General features: G+C 69.5%; 16 protein-coding genes. 9 read left to right on the top strand and 7 right to left on the bottom strand.

The genetic code is table 11. The features are described 5' to 3' along the window. Positions 1–61 precede the first annotated feature (61 nt). Positions 62–1006 carry an acyltransferase domain-containing protein gene (locus A3CQ_RS0136750; protein WP_020515956.1) on the bottom strand — a complete coding sequence of 315 codons (945 nt, stop codon included), beginning with the start codon at positions 1004–1006 and terminating at the stop codon, positions 62–64. A 113-nt stretch (positions 1007–1119) separates the two neighbouring features. Here A3CQ_RS0136750 and A3CQ_RS0136745 point away from each other — a divergent pair, with 113 nt between their 5' ends. Further along, positions 1120–1605: a hypothetical protein gene (locus tag A3CQ_RS0136745; protein ID WP_020515955.1), complete on the top strand. Its 486-nt coding sequence runs from the start codon at positions 1120–1122 to the stop codon at positions 1603–1605. A 16-nt stretch (positions 1606–1621) separates the two neighbouring features. Here the strand turns inward: A3CQ_RS0136745 and A3CQ_RS0136740 are convergent, their stop codons facing one another. Next, the gene (locus A3CQ_RS0136740; RefSeq protein WP_020515954.1) at positions 1622–1804 is read right to left on the bottom strand and encodes a hypothetical protein; all 183 of its coding nucleotides are present in this window, start codon (positions 1802–1804) and stop codon (positions 1622–1624) included. A gap of 98 nt (positions 1805–1902) precedes the next feature. On the opposite strand from A3CQ_RS0136740, the gene A3CQ_RS0136735 reads away from it, so the two are divergent. The 8 genes from A3CQ_RS0136735 (at position 1903) to A3CQ_RS0136700 (ending at position 5842) form a co-directional block, all read left to right on the top strand. Then, positions 1903–2568: an esterase/lipase family protein gene (locus tag A3CQ_RS0136735; protein ID WP_020515953.1), complete on the top strand. Its 666-nt coding sequence runs from the start codon at positions 1903–1905 to the stop codon at positions 2566–2568. A 131-nt stretch (positions 2569–2699) separates the two neighbouring features. Beyond that, positions 2700–3128: a YbaB/EbfC family nucleoid-associated protein gene (locus tag A3CQ_RS61300; RefSeq protein WP_026206620.1), complete on the top strand. Its 429-nt coding sequence runs from the start codon at positions 2700–2702 to the stop codon at positions 3126–3128. Continuing rightward, positions 3125–3451, top strand: a complete 327-nt coding sequence (locus A3CQ_RS0136725; RefSeq protein WP_020515951.1) for a WXG100 family type VII secretion target — start codon at positions 3125–3127, stop codon at positions 3449–3451. The genes A3CQ_RS61300 and A3CQ_RS0136725 overlap by 4 nt, the downstream gene beginning before the upstream one ends. Before the next feature lie 3 nt (positions 3452–3454). Next, positions 3455–3949: a WXG100-like domain-containing protein gene (locus A3CQ_RS0136720; protein ID WP_020515950.1), complete on the top strand. Its 495-nt coding sequence runs from the start codon at positions 3455–3457 to the stop codon at positions 3947–3949. A gap of 6 nt (positions 3950–3955) precedes the next feature. Beyond that, entirely contained in the window at positions 3956–4456 is a 501-nt protein-coding gene (locus tag A3CQ_RS0136715; protein ID WP_020515949.1) for an EndoU domain-containing protein, read from the top strand. Positions 4457–4471: 15 nt separating this feature from the next. After that, positions 4472–4918 carry a hypothetical protein gene (locus tag A3CQ_RS0136710; protein WP_020515948.1) on the top strand — a complete coding sequence of 149 codons (447 nt, stop codon included), beginning with the start codon at positions 4472–4474 and terminating at the stop codon, positions 4916–4918. Positions 4919–4940: 22 nt separating this feature from the next. Next, positions 4941–5390, top strand: coding sequence for a helix-turn-helix domain-containing protein (locus A3CQ_RS0136705; RefSeq protein ID WP_020515947.1), 450 nt, complete (start codon positions 4941–4943; stop codon positions 5388–5390). A gap of 32 nt (positions 5391–5422) precedes the next feature. Further along, entirely contained in the window at positions 5423–5842 is a 420-nt protein-coding gene (locus A3CQ_RS0136700) for a VOC family protein (protein WP_020515946.1), read from the top strand. A gap of 57 nt (positions 5843–5899) precedes the next feature. Here A3CQ_RS0136700 and A3CQ_RS55380 read toward each other — a convergent pair whose 3' ends face one another. The 5 genes from A3CQ_RS55380 to A3CQ_RS0136675 form a co-directional block, all read right to left on the bottom strand. After that, positions 5900–9661, bottom strand: a complete 3762-nt coding sequence (locus tag A3CQ_RS55380; protein WP_020515945.1) for an arabinofuranosidase catalytic domain-containing protein — start codon at positions 9659–9661, stop codon at positions 5900–5902. A gap of 94 nt (positions 9662–9755) precedes the next feature. Then, complete coding sequence (locus tag A3CQ_RS0136690; RefSeq protein ID WP_020515944.1) at positions 9756–10451, bottom strand: 2OG-Fe(II) oxygenase; 696 nt, start codon at positions 10449–10451, stop codon at positions 9756–9758. 9 nt (positions 10452–10460) lie between these two features. After that, complete coding sequence (locus A3CQ_RS0136685) at positions 10461–10952, bottom strand: methylated-DNA--[protein]-cysteine S-methyltransferase (RefSeq protein WP_020515943.1); 492 nt, start codon at positions 10950–10952, stop codon at positions 10461–10463. A gap of 100 nt (positions 10953–11052) precedes the next feature. Next, complete coding sequence (gene ppk2 / locus A3CQ_RS55375) at positions 11053–11913, bottom strand: polyphosphate kinase 2 (protein WP_020515942.1); 861 nt, start codon at positions 11911–11913, stop codon at positions 11053–11055. 73 nt (positions 11914–11986) lie between these two features. After that, entirely contained in the window at positions 11987–13411 is a 1425-nt protein-coding gene (locus A3CQ_RS0136675) for an aminotransferase-like domain-containing protein (RefSeq protein ID WP_020515941.1), read from the bottom strand. Positions 13412–13468 lie beyond the last annotated feature (57 nt).

Raw genomic sequence — 13468 nt, 5'->3', positions numbered from 1 at the left:
GAGGCCACCTCCTCACAGGTGATGGCTTGTATCGGCACGCCTTGCCCGGACATGAGGGCCGTCAGAGGGGGAAGCGGCCCCGGCGCCAGCTCCAATGGCGGCCGGACTTCAGGTGCTCCACGACCGCGCGCTGGAGCACCGTCCCGAGCGGCAGCTGGTCGAGCGGCGTGGTCAGACTGCGGAACACGAACCGCAGCACCTCGACGTCGGCGTCCAGCCCTTCCGGTTCCTCGTACGGCTCGAGCTCGAATCTCCGCTGAAAGCGGATGATGTTGGAGTCCTCCGGCAGGTACTCCCGCAGTTGCGGGTCGAGCAGCCAGGAGCCGCAGGAGAACGCCGTGTAGGGCTCGTCGGGGAAGTGGCGCGGGAAGAACGCGCGGGCCTCGTCGAGCGACGCCGTGACCGCTTCCGGGGTCAGCGGTCCCGAGTCGGGGATGTGCAGGTCGATGGCGGTGCCGCCACGCTGGTGCTGCAGCCGGCCGAGCTCGTAGAGGCCGCCGCGCGCGTGCAGCGTCAGCCAGCTCTGCATGACCGGCCAGCCCTCGCGATTCATCCGCCGGTCGACCGCGAGGTTGCGGCCCAGGTCCGCGAGGGTCACCCACGACACGGCGTCGGAAATTCCATGATCACGGTGGTACGCCCGGACGACGTCGACCAGGGCCAGGTAGGCGTACACGTAGAGATGGCGCCACGCGGGCCCGCGGTCGCGCGGCAGCTCGGGGCCGGGCGACAGCCAGATGTGGCCCCCGAGATCGGCGCGGACCAGCGCGATCGAGCGGTCGAGCAGCCAGCTCAGCTCCGGAGTCCACAGCGGAGAGCCCGGGTCGGGCCAGCCGGCCATGATCTCGGCGGCGTCGTCCGGCCGCACGGCGAGCCGATCGAGAATCGCGGGCGCGTCGGCCTTGTCCGGCAGCGGAGCCGACGGCCGGTCGCCGGCGAGCTGGTGCACGCGCTCGACGTCCTCCACGGGGACCCCGAGCCGAGCGGCGGTGTCTTCCAGATCCACGCCGGCGACCTTACCGCTCCGTCAAGGTCCGCCCGGGCTGATCGTCGGATGGTCATCGAGCGGTTCGTCGCTCAGGCTGGGACGCAACCATCGACAGAGGTAAGGGGGTTCGCATGACGGCCGAGGAATGGGCGCTCGCGGCGTCTGCCTTCCTCTCGGGGCTCGCGGCCGGCTTCCTGGGAGGACTGTGCACGATCCTGCGTCCGATGCAGGCGGCGATGGACGGCCGCGAGTTCCGGACCTTCATGGAGACGTTCCTCCGGTACGCCGACAACGGCCTGGGCAAGGCGTACAACTTGGCCTGGTCGGGCGGGACGACCATCGCGGCAATCGTCGCCCTCGTGCTTCTCTGGGACGATCCAGGCTCCCCGTCGTTCGTGCTCACCGCGATCGCCCTGGGCATCGTGATCGTCGGCATCCTCATCGTCTCCAACGTGTGGAAGACACCGCAGTACCACGTGATCCTGTCCTGGAACCCCGACGCGATGCCCGCGGACTGGGAAGCGGGCCGCCAGCGCTACTTCACCATCAACTGGCTCCAGCTAGCGACGACTTGGGCCGCGTTCGCCCTCTTCCTGATCGCGCTCATCGCCCTCTAGACATTGGCCTGCGCGACTACAGCAGGCCGAGCGGGAAGGTTCGCGCTTCGATGTCCCTGACGAGCGTCTTGATGTCGTCCGGAAGGGAGTCCCACGTTTCCGCACCCTCGGCCGCGGCGATCACGATCCGGCGTTCCGCCGGCGAGACCGGATGCTCGCCGAGTGCCCGCCCAAGCCTGCGTGACAGGTCACGATCCATGGTCACCTCCGCAAAGATAGACGGCTGGCGATTTTGCCGATGCGTGGTTCTAGTTATTGCACTGAGGATGCAGAGACCCCGAACGCCTTGGAGGTCTCATGCGTCGTCTCGTCATCCTCATTGTGGCCCTGGTGGCCGCGCTCGCGCTGAGCCCGGCGCTGCCCGCGGCGGCCGCGCCCGGCACGCCGGTGATTTTCGTGCACGGGTACACCGGCAGCGCGTCGAACTGGACCACCGCGATGTCGGTGTTCCGGGCCGGTGGCTATTCGAGCAGTCAGCTGTTCGCGTACGAGTACAACTCGTACGGGAACAACATCACCAACGCCCAGGGCCTGGCCAGTTACGTCAGCCAGGTCCGGTCGCGCACGGGCGCGGCGCAGGTCGACATCGTCAACCACTCGATGGGCGGCCTGGTCAGCCTGTGGTACCTCAAGCAGCTGGGCGGCGCCCAGTACGTCCGGCACCTGGCCTCGATCGCCGGCGCCAACCACGGCACCACGTACGCGGGCGCCTGCCTGATCTACGTCACCTGCCAGCAGATGTATCCCGGCTCGTCGTTCATCAACACGCTGAGTGCCGGCGACGAAACCCCGGGCAGCACCCGTTACGGAACGTGGTACTCCCCGTGTGACGGCATCATCATCCCCTACACCAGCACCGTGCTGAGCGGCGCCACCAACAACTACGTGGCGTGCCAGACCCACATCGGCTACCTGACCGACACCGGCACGCTCACCCAGATCAGATCGTTCCTGGCGACCTGACCGGACCGCAGGTGCGGCCGCGTGCTCAACCGGGCGCGCGGCCGCTGCGTGTGCCCGAACCGCACCGGAGATGTGGACAGGCTTCGATACCGTCGCGGCAAGGCGAGACAGCCGGCGCGAGGGGGATGGCTATGACCGGCCCGATCGATCCGTCCGGCCTGAGTGGCACATTGGCCGAGGTGGTGTCCGCGCTCGGTCGTTCACAGGCGCAGCCCGGCAATCCCGAGGATCAAGAGCCTCCGACGGGTACGGGGGAGGGAGCCGACGGTCGAATCAGCGTGCGGGCGGTGATGCCGGGGAGAGTCGAAGGGCTGCGGCTGGACCCCCAAGTGATGCGGCTGACGCGCGAGGAGTTGGCGCGAGAGATCGAGTCGGCCGTCAACCACGCGCTCGCCGACCTCCAGAACCGGGCCGTGGCGCACGCGGGAACGGCCGACCTGACCGAGCTGACCGGCCGGCTGAAGGAGATCCAGTTCAGCGCGGAGCGGCAGTTCGCGGCGTTCGTCGCGTCCATGGCCGACGCGCAGGAGCAGCTCGTACGACGGGCCGGCGGCCAATGACGGGTTTCAGCGTCGATCCGGAGCGGCTCTCGTCATCCGGGTCCGCCCTGCAAGAGGTCTCCGCGCGGCTGGAAGCCGAGTTGGCGGCGCTGCGGGCGGAACTGGCCGGATTCGGCGCGCCGTGGGGAGCCGACGACATCGGTTCGTTGATCGGGGCCGCGCACGACGAGGTGTCGTCGTACGCGTTCGAGTGCTATCAGGACGCGCTGGACGAGATCGCCGCGGCCGGGGCCGACGTGGTGGACATCGGCATGACGTACGCGGACGTGGACGAGGGCGTCGGCCGCCGGTTCGGGAGATTGCTCGGGGAGTTGGAGGGCTGAGGCGTGGGACTGGAGATCCCCGGCGAGCTCAGATCGCTGCTGGACATCCTCGGCTACACGTGGCCGGAGGCGGACGAGACACAGCTGATTCAGATGGGCCAGTCCTGGATCGCGTTCTCCGGCCGGCTGAACGCGATCGTCTCGGACGCGCACTCGACCGCCTCGACGGTCTGGTCCGAGCACAGCGGTGAGGCGATCACCGCATTCCAGAGTTGGTGGGCCGGGGAGGACAGCCCCGCCCAGACGCTTTCCGACGGCGCGAACGCGGCGGTGCTGACCGGCACCGGCCTGATGATCTGCGGCGCGATCGTGCTCGCCCTGAAGGTCGCCGTCATCGCGCAGCTCGCCATCCTCGCGGCGGAGATCGTGCAGGCGGTGGCGACCGCGGCGCCCACGTTCGGCGCGAGCCTGGCCGAGATCCCGGTCTTCCAGCAGCTGACGCGCACGATAGTCGGGAACCTCGTGCAGGAGGCCGTCATGCAGCTGATGGACGGGTGACCGAGGATGGCCAAGGGAAAAGCCTCGGGCCAGCTCATGCGGGCCGCGCTGAGGTTTCTCCGCAAAACGAAGAAGCGCACGCGCGCGGACCGGATGAATCCGCACTTCACGACCCACACCATCGGCGGCGGGCACGTGCGGCCCGGTCAGCCCACGGGCTCCGGTTATCACTACCGGCCCGGCGGGCAGGATTTCCCCGGGCGTCGCATCAGGCCTGGCACGAGGTTCACTCACCCGAACGGCGTGTACGAGGCTGAGCCCGAGTTCTTCGATCCGACCCTGAATCCGCCGGCGGGCGCCTGGAAGTCCAAGGCCGGTAACGGCGGGGTCAGCACATTCTTTCCGGATCACTGGACGGCAGCGCAGGTGGACAACGCGGTGTCCGGGGCCTTCAAGAATTCAAGGCCGCTCCACGGGAACAAATGGATCGGTACCTACAATGGCGTGACCATCGAGGGTTTCTACGATCAGTCCGGCGGTTTTACGCACGGCTGGCCGAGTCCGTGAGATACCGAGAGGCGCATGGTGAGTGTCATCAGCTTCCGGATGGATCCCGAGTTCCATCGCCCCGACTATCAGGTCGCCGATGAGCGGTATGATCTGCTCGCCGAGTGGATAGTCACAGATCTTGGAACATTTTTTCTTGTTGTCCTGGATGCCTTGGCGATGGCCGACGACGTGGCTCGTGGCGAAGAGCCGTTCGAGGACTGGAGCAGCGAGAACTACGAGGTGTCGTTCACCCCGGAAGCGCTGCGGATACGCAATTTGTGGGTACCGGGCGCAGAAGGCGAGTTCCCGGCGGACGTGGCCCGCGCGGCGATCGAGGAGTACTGGGGTTTCCTCGTCGGGCAGCCGGAGCGTGTCGGCGTGCGCGAGTATCGCCCGGACCTGCCCGAGTGGCAGGCGAACCTGGCGCGGTGGGAAGAGAAGTGGGGCCGTGCGCATCCGTACCGGGGACGGCTCTTCTAGCTGCCCTGGGAAGGAAACGACGGTGAGCCGAGAGGTCGAGGAGTTCAATCGGCGTCTGCTGCGCGCTCGCGACGCGATCGACCGGGCGTACGCCGAACCGCTCGACGTCGCGGCGATCGCGGCCGTGGCTCACCTGTCGCCTGCCCACTTCAGCCGGTGTTTCCGGGCGCTGTTCGGCGAGACGCCGCATCGGTACCTGCAGCGGCGCCGGATCGAGCGGTCGATGTTCCTGCTGCGGGAAACCGGCCGCAGCATCACCGACATCTGCACCGACGTCGGCTTCAACAGCCTCGGAACCTTCAGCCGTACGTTCCGGGAGATCGTCGGGGAGTCGCCGTCGGGCTACCGCCGTGGACATGGGCCGGTGATCGTGCCCGGGTGCGTCCAGATGGCGAACACCCGGCCGCGGGAGGCGTCGGCGCGATCGAGCAGTTTTGGAGAAGCAGCCGTCGAGGCCGTGTCCCTAGCCTGACGACGTACACCCGTTGTGAAGGAGAGCGCGAGATGATCACGAAGCTGAGCGTCACGTCGATTTACGTCCTCGACAAGGACGAGGCACTGGATTTCTACGTCGGCATGCTCGGGCTCGAGAAGGGCAACGACGTCACGCAGGGCTCCTACCGCTGGCTGACCGTCCGCGTCCCGGGCGAGGGCGGCACCGAGATCTCCCTGGAGCAGCCGGGCGCGCCGCTGCACGACGAGGCGACGGCCGACCAGCTCCGCGAACTGATCGCGAAGGGAGCGCTGAACGGCCTCGTCCTCATCACGGACGACGTCCGGGGGCTGTACGAGTCCCTCAAGGCGCGCGGATTCACCGACTTCACCCAGGAGCCCACCGACCACTTCTACGGCACCGACATGGGCCTGCGGGACCCGTCCGGCAACGCGGTCCGCATCCTCCAGCAGGGGAACGCGACGGCCTGACCGGACGGCGTGAGTCCTCTCCTGGCGCCGGGCTGCCAGCGCCAGGAGAGGAAGCGGTTACGGCTGCCAGGGCGCGGCGACCAGCCAGCTCGACTGGTCCGCCCACGACGTCGGCGCATCCCAGGGGTTGGATCCGCCGTTGCTGGCCAGATATACGGCGCCCTCGAAGGCGCGGATGAACCGGCCCGGGAAGTTCACCGACTGGAACGACGTGCCCTGACCGCTGTTGCCCGCCTGGGCGCAGAACGTCGCGTCCTGGGCGTACAGCGAGCTGCCGTCGTTGGGTTGCAGGTGCAGCTGGAAGTTCTGGTGCCGGAGATAGCTGCCGGGCCTGTTGATCGACTCGAAGGACACGCAGGCGGCGTCGGCCAGGCCGGCCGTCTCCACGAACGTGGCGTCCTGCTTGTCGGTCGCCGAGCTGCTCGCCGTGACCGGTGCGGTCACGACCAGGTCGTCGGCGTCGTTGTGTTTGATGAAATCGCCGGCGACGGTGGCCTGCAGCGACACCCGCGGGCCCGGGTCGAGAACGACGGTGTTCGCCGCGCCGGGTGTGGCGCCGACGGTGAGGAAGTCGGTGCAGTTGCTGTCGGTGTCGTTGCCGTCGGGGAACCGGCTCGCGCTCTTTCCCTCACCACTGGCCAGGGCCGGGGTGGCCACCGTGCAGCCGGAGCCGGTGCCGCCCTGGTAACCCTCGGCGGCCCACGGGTCGACGAGCAGCCCGTAGTTGAGACTGTCGGCGACCAGCCCTCGGTCGTCCCGCAGCGTCATGCTGCCGGCGCCGGTGGACAGGGCGGGTCCGCCGAACCACTGGTTCGGACTGGTCGCCCCTTGGTATCCCGCCGTCGTCACGGCGGAGTCCCGCACCGGCACGTTGATCGCGTGGCCGTGCGCGAGCGGCCGAGCCAGCACGATTCCGCTTCCCAGCGCCTGCACCGGTTCGTTGCTGGAGTGTGCGAAGCGGGTGGCCGGCGTGAAGGTGATCCCGGTGCCGCGATCGCTGAACGGCAGGTTGGACGAGTGCGCGAACGTCAGCGGGCCGGACAGGGTGAGACCGGTGCCGCCCGCGCCGGCGGTGCCGACCGCGGAGACGGTGATGCTCTCCTTCCGCGAGCCGATGTCCAGCGTGATCGTGTCGCCGGCCGAGATGTTCGTGGTGGAGGTGACCTTGATGGTCGTGGCGCCCGCGGACGCCGCCGCCGACAACCGGGCCTGGGTGCCGGGCTTGCCGATCGCGGTGACGGTGGCCGTCTCGAGCCGGTCGCCGTAGCCGATGGCCATCTTCTGGCCGACCTTGAAGCCGGCCGTGCTGGTGACCGGCACCGTCGTCGAGTGGGCGGGAATCGTGATCACCGGGCCGTCGGGAACGGGCTGCCACAGCGGCGTGCTCGCGCTCGCCGCCGACCCGGGGCTGACGATCGTCGCGGTGCGCCCGTTGCCGGAGGAGTCGGTCGCCGTACGGCCGGTGGTCTCGTCGAATTTGTAGTCGGCGACGTTCCCGGCGCCGGGCTGACCACCGGCCAGGGCCGCCAGCTCGGCGGCGGACAGCGCATGGTCGTAGATGTTGACGTCGTCGACCGTGCCGTTGAGATACGGGTCGGGGTACTGCGAGCGGCCGATCCAGTTCTGCGTGGTGGCGCCGAGCGCGGCCGGCGTCAGCGTCATGTTGGCGCTGGTCGCCACGGCCGCACCGTTGAGATAAAGCGTGCCGGTGGTGCCGGAGAGCGTCACCGCCACGTGTGACCAGGTGTTCAGTGGCAGGTGACCGCCACCGGTGAGGTCCTGTTCCGCACCGTTCCCGTTCGTGGTGATGCCGAAGCGAAGTCCGTTGCCGCCGCCGTTCACGGTCAGGAACATGTTCACCGCGGTGCCGCTGCCGAAGTCGAAGACGCGGGCCCAGGTGTCGTCGGAGGCCGGGTTGACCCAGGCCGAGACCGTGTAGTCGGACAGCCCGCTGACGATTCCGGTGGGCAGGCTGACGTACTCGTCGGCGCCGTTGAGCTTGACGGCGTTCCCGAGGCGCCCGGTTGCTCGCGGCCCGGAGGCGCCGCCGGCGGGGATGTCGGCGATCGTCGCGGACTCGGCCCGGCCGCCGGTGTCGATGACGATCGGATCGCCGACGTTCAGGCCGGTCGTGTTGCTGAGGTTGAGAATGGTGTCGCCCGCATTGGCGGGGGCCGCGAGCCCGGAGGTGGACAGGCCGAGGAGGTACCGGCCGTGGGCCGCGATCCTCGTGCCGGCCGGGATCCGCACCGTCGAGGAGACCGCCTGCTGGGTCGGGTGCTCGGTCAGGGTCCAGCCCGAGACATCCACCGTACGGGCGCCGGTGTTGTAAAGCTCTATGTAGGAGTTGGTCGGGTTTCCGCTCGTCCCGACGCGGAACTCATTGATCTTGACCGGGCTGGTGTTGCGCACCTTCCCGATCGCCGTCGCGACATGCCTCGCCCCGCCGGCCGGCTCGCGCCAGGACGCCTGACCCGTGATGTCGCCGTTGAAGGCCGTCCGGGCCGAGGTGACGGTGAACGTCGTGCTCACACTCTGGCCGGCCGCGACCGACGGGAACCTCGACGCGCCCTTCGCCCGGGCGGTCCACCCTCGCGGCACGGAGAGGCTCAGCTCGACATTGGTCACACTCACAAGAGACGTGTTCGTGTACGTCGAGGAGACGTCCTGGCTTTCCCCGGGCGCGAACGTCCGGAGGCCGCCCGCCGGCGTCAGGGTGAGCGGCCGCTCGGCGTACCGGGCCGCCACGATGTCGGCCTGCACCTGCTGGTCGACGGCGTCGGTCGGATACCCGGACGTCATCACGCCCTCGTAGAACGTGCCCTGCGACCCGACGCTGTTGTCGCCGCCGTTGCCGAGGACGATCGCGCCCTGCTTGCGCATCGGGTCGTAGCTCGCGTCGACGCGCGGCCCGTCGAACATCGTGGTCAGGGCGCCCTGCTGCGCGTCGCCGCCGAGGCTGGCCCAGTGGTGCGGCTCGCCCTTGGCGACCGCGGTCACGAACCGGGAGGTCACGCTGGGCAGGTCGGCGCAGAGCTTCGACGTGCTGCCCGGGTTGACGCAGCCGACCAGGTTGTTCTCCTGGTCCGTCATGATCCACGGGCCGGGCGGGTTGCCGTGGTACCAGGCGCTCGCGGTCCCGAAGTAGCTGGTCTCCATGGTGCCGTTGCCGTCGTCGCGGCTGTCGGTCTCGGCGTTGCCGTAGTCGTAGCAGCAGCCGCCGTTGTAGTGCTTGCCGTTGACGACCCAGTACATGCCCTCCGGCTCGTCGTCGACCGCGATGCCGTGGGTGTCGTTGTCCCGCAGGCCCATGCCCGGCTCGATGAAGATTCCGTACGCCTGGTGCCCGCCGACGGTGATCGGAGCCATGTCCGCGATCGGGAGGTTGTTGAAGCCGCCCATGGCCGGACCGCTGAACCCGCCGCGGGGCGCCTGGGTGAGGTCGTTGTGCATCGGGGACTGGTCGTACAGCGTCGTGATGAGGCACGTCGTGCCGGCGCAGAACCGGTCCTGCGCGGCGGCGTCGGCGTACCCGCCGCGTTGCAGGAGCCCGATGTTCCGGACGGCGTCGTCCGACTGCCGCCGGACCTGATACAAGGGACCGTTGTACGACGCGTAGAGCGCGCGGGTGGTGCTGTGTGCCGCGACGCAGGGGGTCCCACCCGTGGCGTAGATGTCGCACGGGCGCTGCGTCGCGGGCGGCGTGGCCGGACCGCCCGCCCGCGCCGCGGTCGCCGTGCCGAACAGACTGAGAACGATCGCGATACTCGCTGCGAAGATCCTGCCCCGCGCCGGGCGCGAGATCGAGGGATGTCTCATGTCACCGTCCCTTGACTCGGGCGTCACCCATGCGCCGGCATCGATGCCGCCAACGGTCGAACGGTGTCACTGTGAACGTTAACAACGTGAGTCGTCAAGAGGCATCGTGAAACACGAGGCCGAGCGTGTGCCGCCGTCCGGAGCGGACGGTGCTCACGCCGTGCCGCATCGGACCGTTCGACCAGCCTCGATGCGTCGCGACCGGCCGGTCCCGGGTGGTGAAGACCAGACCGTGCCCCTGGGGCAGGGTGGTGGCGAAACCGCGGGACTGCGCGCGCGGCCGTTGCTCGGTCATCACGAACTCGCCGCCGGTGTAGTCCACGCCGGGCGCGTCGAGCCCGACGACGACCTGAAGCGGGAAGAGCATCTCGCCGAACACGTCGCGGTGCAGGGCGTTCCAGTCGCCCGGGCCGTACCGCAGCAGGATCTGCGCGGACTTGGACTGCCCGGCCTCATGACACATGCGAAGCCACTCGTCCAAGTTGTCGGGCCAGGGCGCGGGCTTGCCGAGCTTGGCCGCCCAGTCCCGCGCGATCGGCAGGAGGAGGGGATAGAACGCGCTCCGCAGCTCCCGCACCGGGTCGGGCAGCTCGTGGGTGAAGTAGCGGTACTGGCCGGAGCCGAACCGGTGACGGGCCATGTCCACGGTGGTGCGGAAGCGGGCGGAGTCGTCGTAGAGGGCGGTGAGCTCGCGGCACTCGGCGGCAGTGAGGATCGGGCCGGTGAGCGCGCTGCCGTACGCGTTGAGGTCGTCCGTCAGCGCGCCCCGGTCGGCGAATAGGGAATTCATGACGCGGCCTCAGAGGAGAGCCGGCTGCAGGGCGCCCTCGTGGGTGAGGAGCCGTATCTTGCGCTCGACGCCGCCCGCGTACCCGCGCATCGACCCGTCGGCCCCGATGACGCGGTGGCACGGGCGCACCAGCAGCAGCGGGTTCGCGCCGATCGCCGCGCCCAGGGCCTGGATCCGGTCGCGCGGCAGGCCGAGCCGCTCGGCAAGGGCGCCGTACGTGGTGGTGACGCCGTACGGGATCTCGTCCAGCTCCCGCCAGACACGCTGCTGGAACGCCGTGCCGCTGTCGGTGAACGGGATGTCGAACCGGGTGAGCTCGCCCGCGAAATACGCCTCGAGCTGGCGTATGACCTCGGCGAACGGCCCCGCGTCCCGGCGCCAGTCGGGCCGGACGGCCGGGGCGTTCCGCTGTCCGGGCATGGACAGCGAGGTCAGAGTGATTCCGTCGCCCACCAGCTGCAGGTCGCCCAGCGGGCTCGAGATGGTCGTCCAGGCAGTCATCGTCGCCTCCGTCGCGATCGGTTCCGTTCCGCCCTCAACTCTGCCGTCCGGCCGGGACGAAAGCTGGCGGGATTCGGACATCGCGCTGGAGTGCGCGGCCTTATGCGCGGTCCGCTTTGGCTTGTCGCTTGCGTGACTTGGCCGGGGCGCCTGCCGCCACCGAATCGGCGTGATCCGGCACGAACGTCTGCATCTCGCGCGGAGTCCGCTGATAGCCGCTCGACGGTGGCCGGGGCGGCAGCGACAAGGGCACGCGCTGCACCTCGTGGTAGCGAATCGTGGAGATCAGGTGGGCGATCATGTTGATGCGCGCCCGCCGTTTGTCCTCGCTCTCGACGACGTACCACGGCGCCTCGGGAATGTCGGTGTGCATGAACATCTCGTCCTTGGCGCGCGAGTAGTCCTCCCACCGACTGATCGATTCGAGGTCCATGGGAGAAAGCTTCCAGCGTCGCATGGGATCGTCCAGCCGGGAACGGAACCGCTCCTCCTGCTCGTGATCGCTCACCGAGAACCAGTATTTGCGAAGCAGAATCCCGTCCTCGGTCAGGAGGCGCTCGAAGATTGGGCATTGGTGCAGGAAGCGCATGTACTCCTGCTTGGTGCAGAAGCCCATTACCCGTTCGACGCCGGCCCGGTTGTACCAGCTCCGGTCGAACAGCACGATCTCGCCGGCCGCCGGGAAATGCTCGACATAGCGCTGGAAATACCATTGCCCGCGCTCCCGCTCGGTCGGCGCGGGCAGCGCGGCGATACGCGCGATGCGGGGATTGAGATACTCGGTGACCCGTTTGATGGTGCTGCCCTTGCCGGCCGCGTCCCGTCCCTCGAAAACGACGGCGACCCGGGCGCCCTCGACCTTCACCCATTCCTGGAGCTTGACGAGTTCGCCCTGAAGCCGGAACAACTCCGCCTCGTAGGCCTTCTTCGGCAGTCGCTCGATTTGCGCACCCTTGGTCATCGCAGCCCACCTTCTCCGAGCCGTCCCGTACCTCGGACTGTAGTGGCGATTACGGCGGGCGTCGTCACCCGCTTCAGATGGCCATGACCGGCGGGAACGCGTCTCGGCCGGGCGCGGGGTGGTAGTCGTGCCAGGCCGCGGCCAAGCGGCGCACGGCCTCGGTCAGCACCGCGGGCTCGGCGAGGAAATGCAGTCGCAGGTGGTCGGTGCTGCCGCCGTCGGCGTCGAGGCCAGAGCCGGGCAGCACGGCCACGCCGTGGCGCAGGGCCTGCTGGGCGAACGAGCGGCCGTCGCCGTGCGGCAGGCGGACCCACAGAGTCTGGCCGCCGGGGACGGCCGGGGCCTCCCACGACGGCAGATGGTGGGCCAGCTCGGCCCGGACGTGGTCGTGCTGGGCGCGCCGTTGGACGGCCGAGCGCGCGAGGGCGCGATCCAGGTGGGGGAGCAGGGCGGCCGCGGCGAGTTGCGCGGGGACGTTTCCCCCCAGATCGGCGACCGTACGCATGCGGGCCAGCCGGGCGATGAAGGGCTCGGGTGCGCGCACCCATCCCACCCGGAGGCCGCCCCAGACGACCTTGCTCAGCGACCCGATCGTGATCACCTCGTCGTCGTACGCGGCGAGCGGGGGTGGCGCGGTCTCCCCGGGGAAGCCGAGGTCGGCCAGCGCCTCGTCGTCGATCAACGGGACCGAGGCAGCGGCGGCCGCCGCCACGAGACGACGGCGTTCCGGCTCCGGCAGGACGGCGCCGGTGGGGTTGTGGAAGGTGCTTATCGCGTACGCGCAAACGGGTCTGACTGTCGTCAAAGCGGAAGCGAAATCGCTCAGCCCGACCGGCAGCGTGCGAAGCACCGCCGCCTCCTCGCGGAAGGCCTCGAGGGCGCCGAAGTACGTCGGCGTCTGGACCAGGACGCGGTCGCCGGGGCGGATGAGCGCCCGGGCCAGGAGGGTGAGCGCCTGCTGGCCACCGGTGGTGACGAGGATCTGGCTCGGATCGGTGGGCAGGCCGCGCGCGGCGTAACGGTCGGCGAGGGCGCGGCGCAGGCCGAGGTCGCCCATCGGGTGGTAGCCGATGTCTCCGGAGAGCCGGGCCAGGTCGGGCACGATCCGGGCGTACGCGTCGGTGAGCTCGGGCGGGGGAGCGTCTGGCGCGGCGCAGGCCAGCATGATGACGCCGTCGCGCGGTTCCAGCAGGTGGAGGAAGCCGGGGGCCTCGGTCGTCGGGCGCGCGGCGGCATTGTGCGGACCGGCCACGCGCGTGCCGCTGCCCTGACGGCGGACGATGCGGCCCTCGGCGGCCAGCAGGTCGTAGGCCGCGACGACCGTGCTGCGGCCCACGGCCAGCGCGGAGGCCAGCGCGCGGTCCGGCGGCAGGGCCGCACCGGCGGGAAGCTCGCCGTCGTCGATCAGCGTGCGGATCCGGGCGGCCAGCAGCAGGTACAGCGCGCCGCGGCCCGACGACCAGCGGCCCAGGCGTTCGACGATCCCGATTGGCTCCATCGGCAAACCAATCTAGCGGCATTGGCCCTGCCGCGCCTCCGCCCACCGGCCCACGAT

Source organism: Paractinoplanes globisporus DSM 43857 (assembly GCF_000379645.1).
GTDB classification, from domain to species: domain Bacteria; phylum Actinomycetota; class Actinomycetes; order Mycobacteriales; family Micromonosporaceae; genus Actinoplanes; species Actinoplanes globisporus.
The sequence above is the reverse complement of the archived record's forward strand: the minus strand, read 5'-3'. Positions and strand labels throughout refer to the sequence as shown.

Coding starts and splice junctions, on each gene's coding strand:
- A3CQ_RS0136745 (WP_020515955.1), top strand. CDS start 1,120: ATGACGGCCGAGGAATGGGCGCTCGCGGCGTCTGCCTTCCTCTCGGGG.
- A3CQ_RS0136740 (WP_020515954.1), bottom strand. CDS start 1,804: ATGGATCGTGACCTGTCACGCAGGCTTGGGCGGGCACTCGGCGAGCAT.
- A3CQ_RS0136735 (WP_020515953.1), top strand. CDS start 1,903: ATGCGTCGTCTCGTCATCCTCATTGTGGCCCTGGTGGCCGCGCTCGCG.
- A3CQ_RS61300 (WP_026206620.1), top strand. CDS start 2,700: ATGACCGGCCCGATCGATCCGTCCGGCCTGAGTGGCACATTGGCCGAG.
- A3CQ_RS0136725 (WP_020515951.1), top strand. CDS start 3,125: ATGACGGGTTTCAGCGTCGATCCGGAGCGGCTCTCGTCATCCGGGTCC.
- A3CQ_RS0136715 (WP_020515949.1), top strand. CDS start 3,956: ATGGCCAAGGGAAAAGCCTCGGGCCAGCTCATGCGGGCCGCGCTGAGG.
- A3CQ_RS0136710 (WP_020515948.1), top strand. CDS start 4,472: ATGGTGAGTGTCATCAGCTTCCGGATGGATCCCGAGTTCCATCGCCCC.
- A3CQ_RS0136700 (WP_020515946.1), top strand. CDS start 5,423: ATGATCACGAAGCTGAGCGTCACGTCGATTTACGTCCTCGACAAGGAC.
- A3CQ_RS55380 (WP_020515945.1), bottom strand. CDS start 9,661: ATGAGACATCCCTCGATCTCGCGCCCGGCGCGGGGCAGGATCTTCGCA.
- A3CQ_RS0136690 (WP_020515944.1), bottom strand. CDS start 10,451: ATGAATTCCCTATTCGCCGACCGGGGCGCGCTGACGGACGACCTCAAC.
- A3CQ_RS0136685 (WP_020515943.1), bottom strand. CDS start 10,952: ATGACTGCCTGGACGACCATCTCGAGCCCGCTGGGCGACCTGCAGCTG.
- ppk2 (WP_020515942.1), bottom strand. CDS start 11,913: ATGACCAAGGGTGCGCAAATCGAGCGACTGCCGAAGAAGGCCTACGAG.
- A3CQ_RS0136675 (WP_020515941.1), bottom strand. CDS start 13,411: ATGGAGCCAATCGGGATCGTCGAACGCCTGGGCCGCTGGTCGTCGGGC.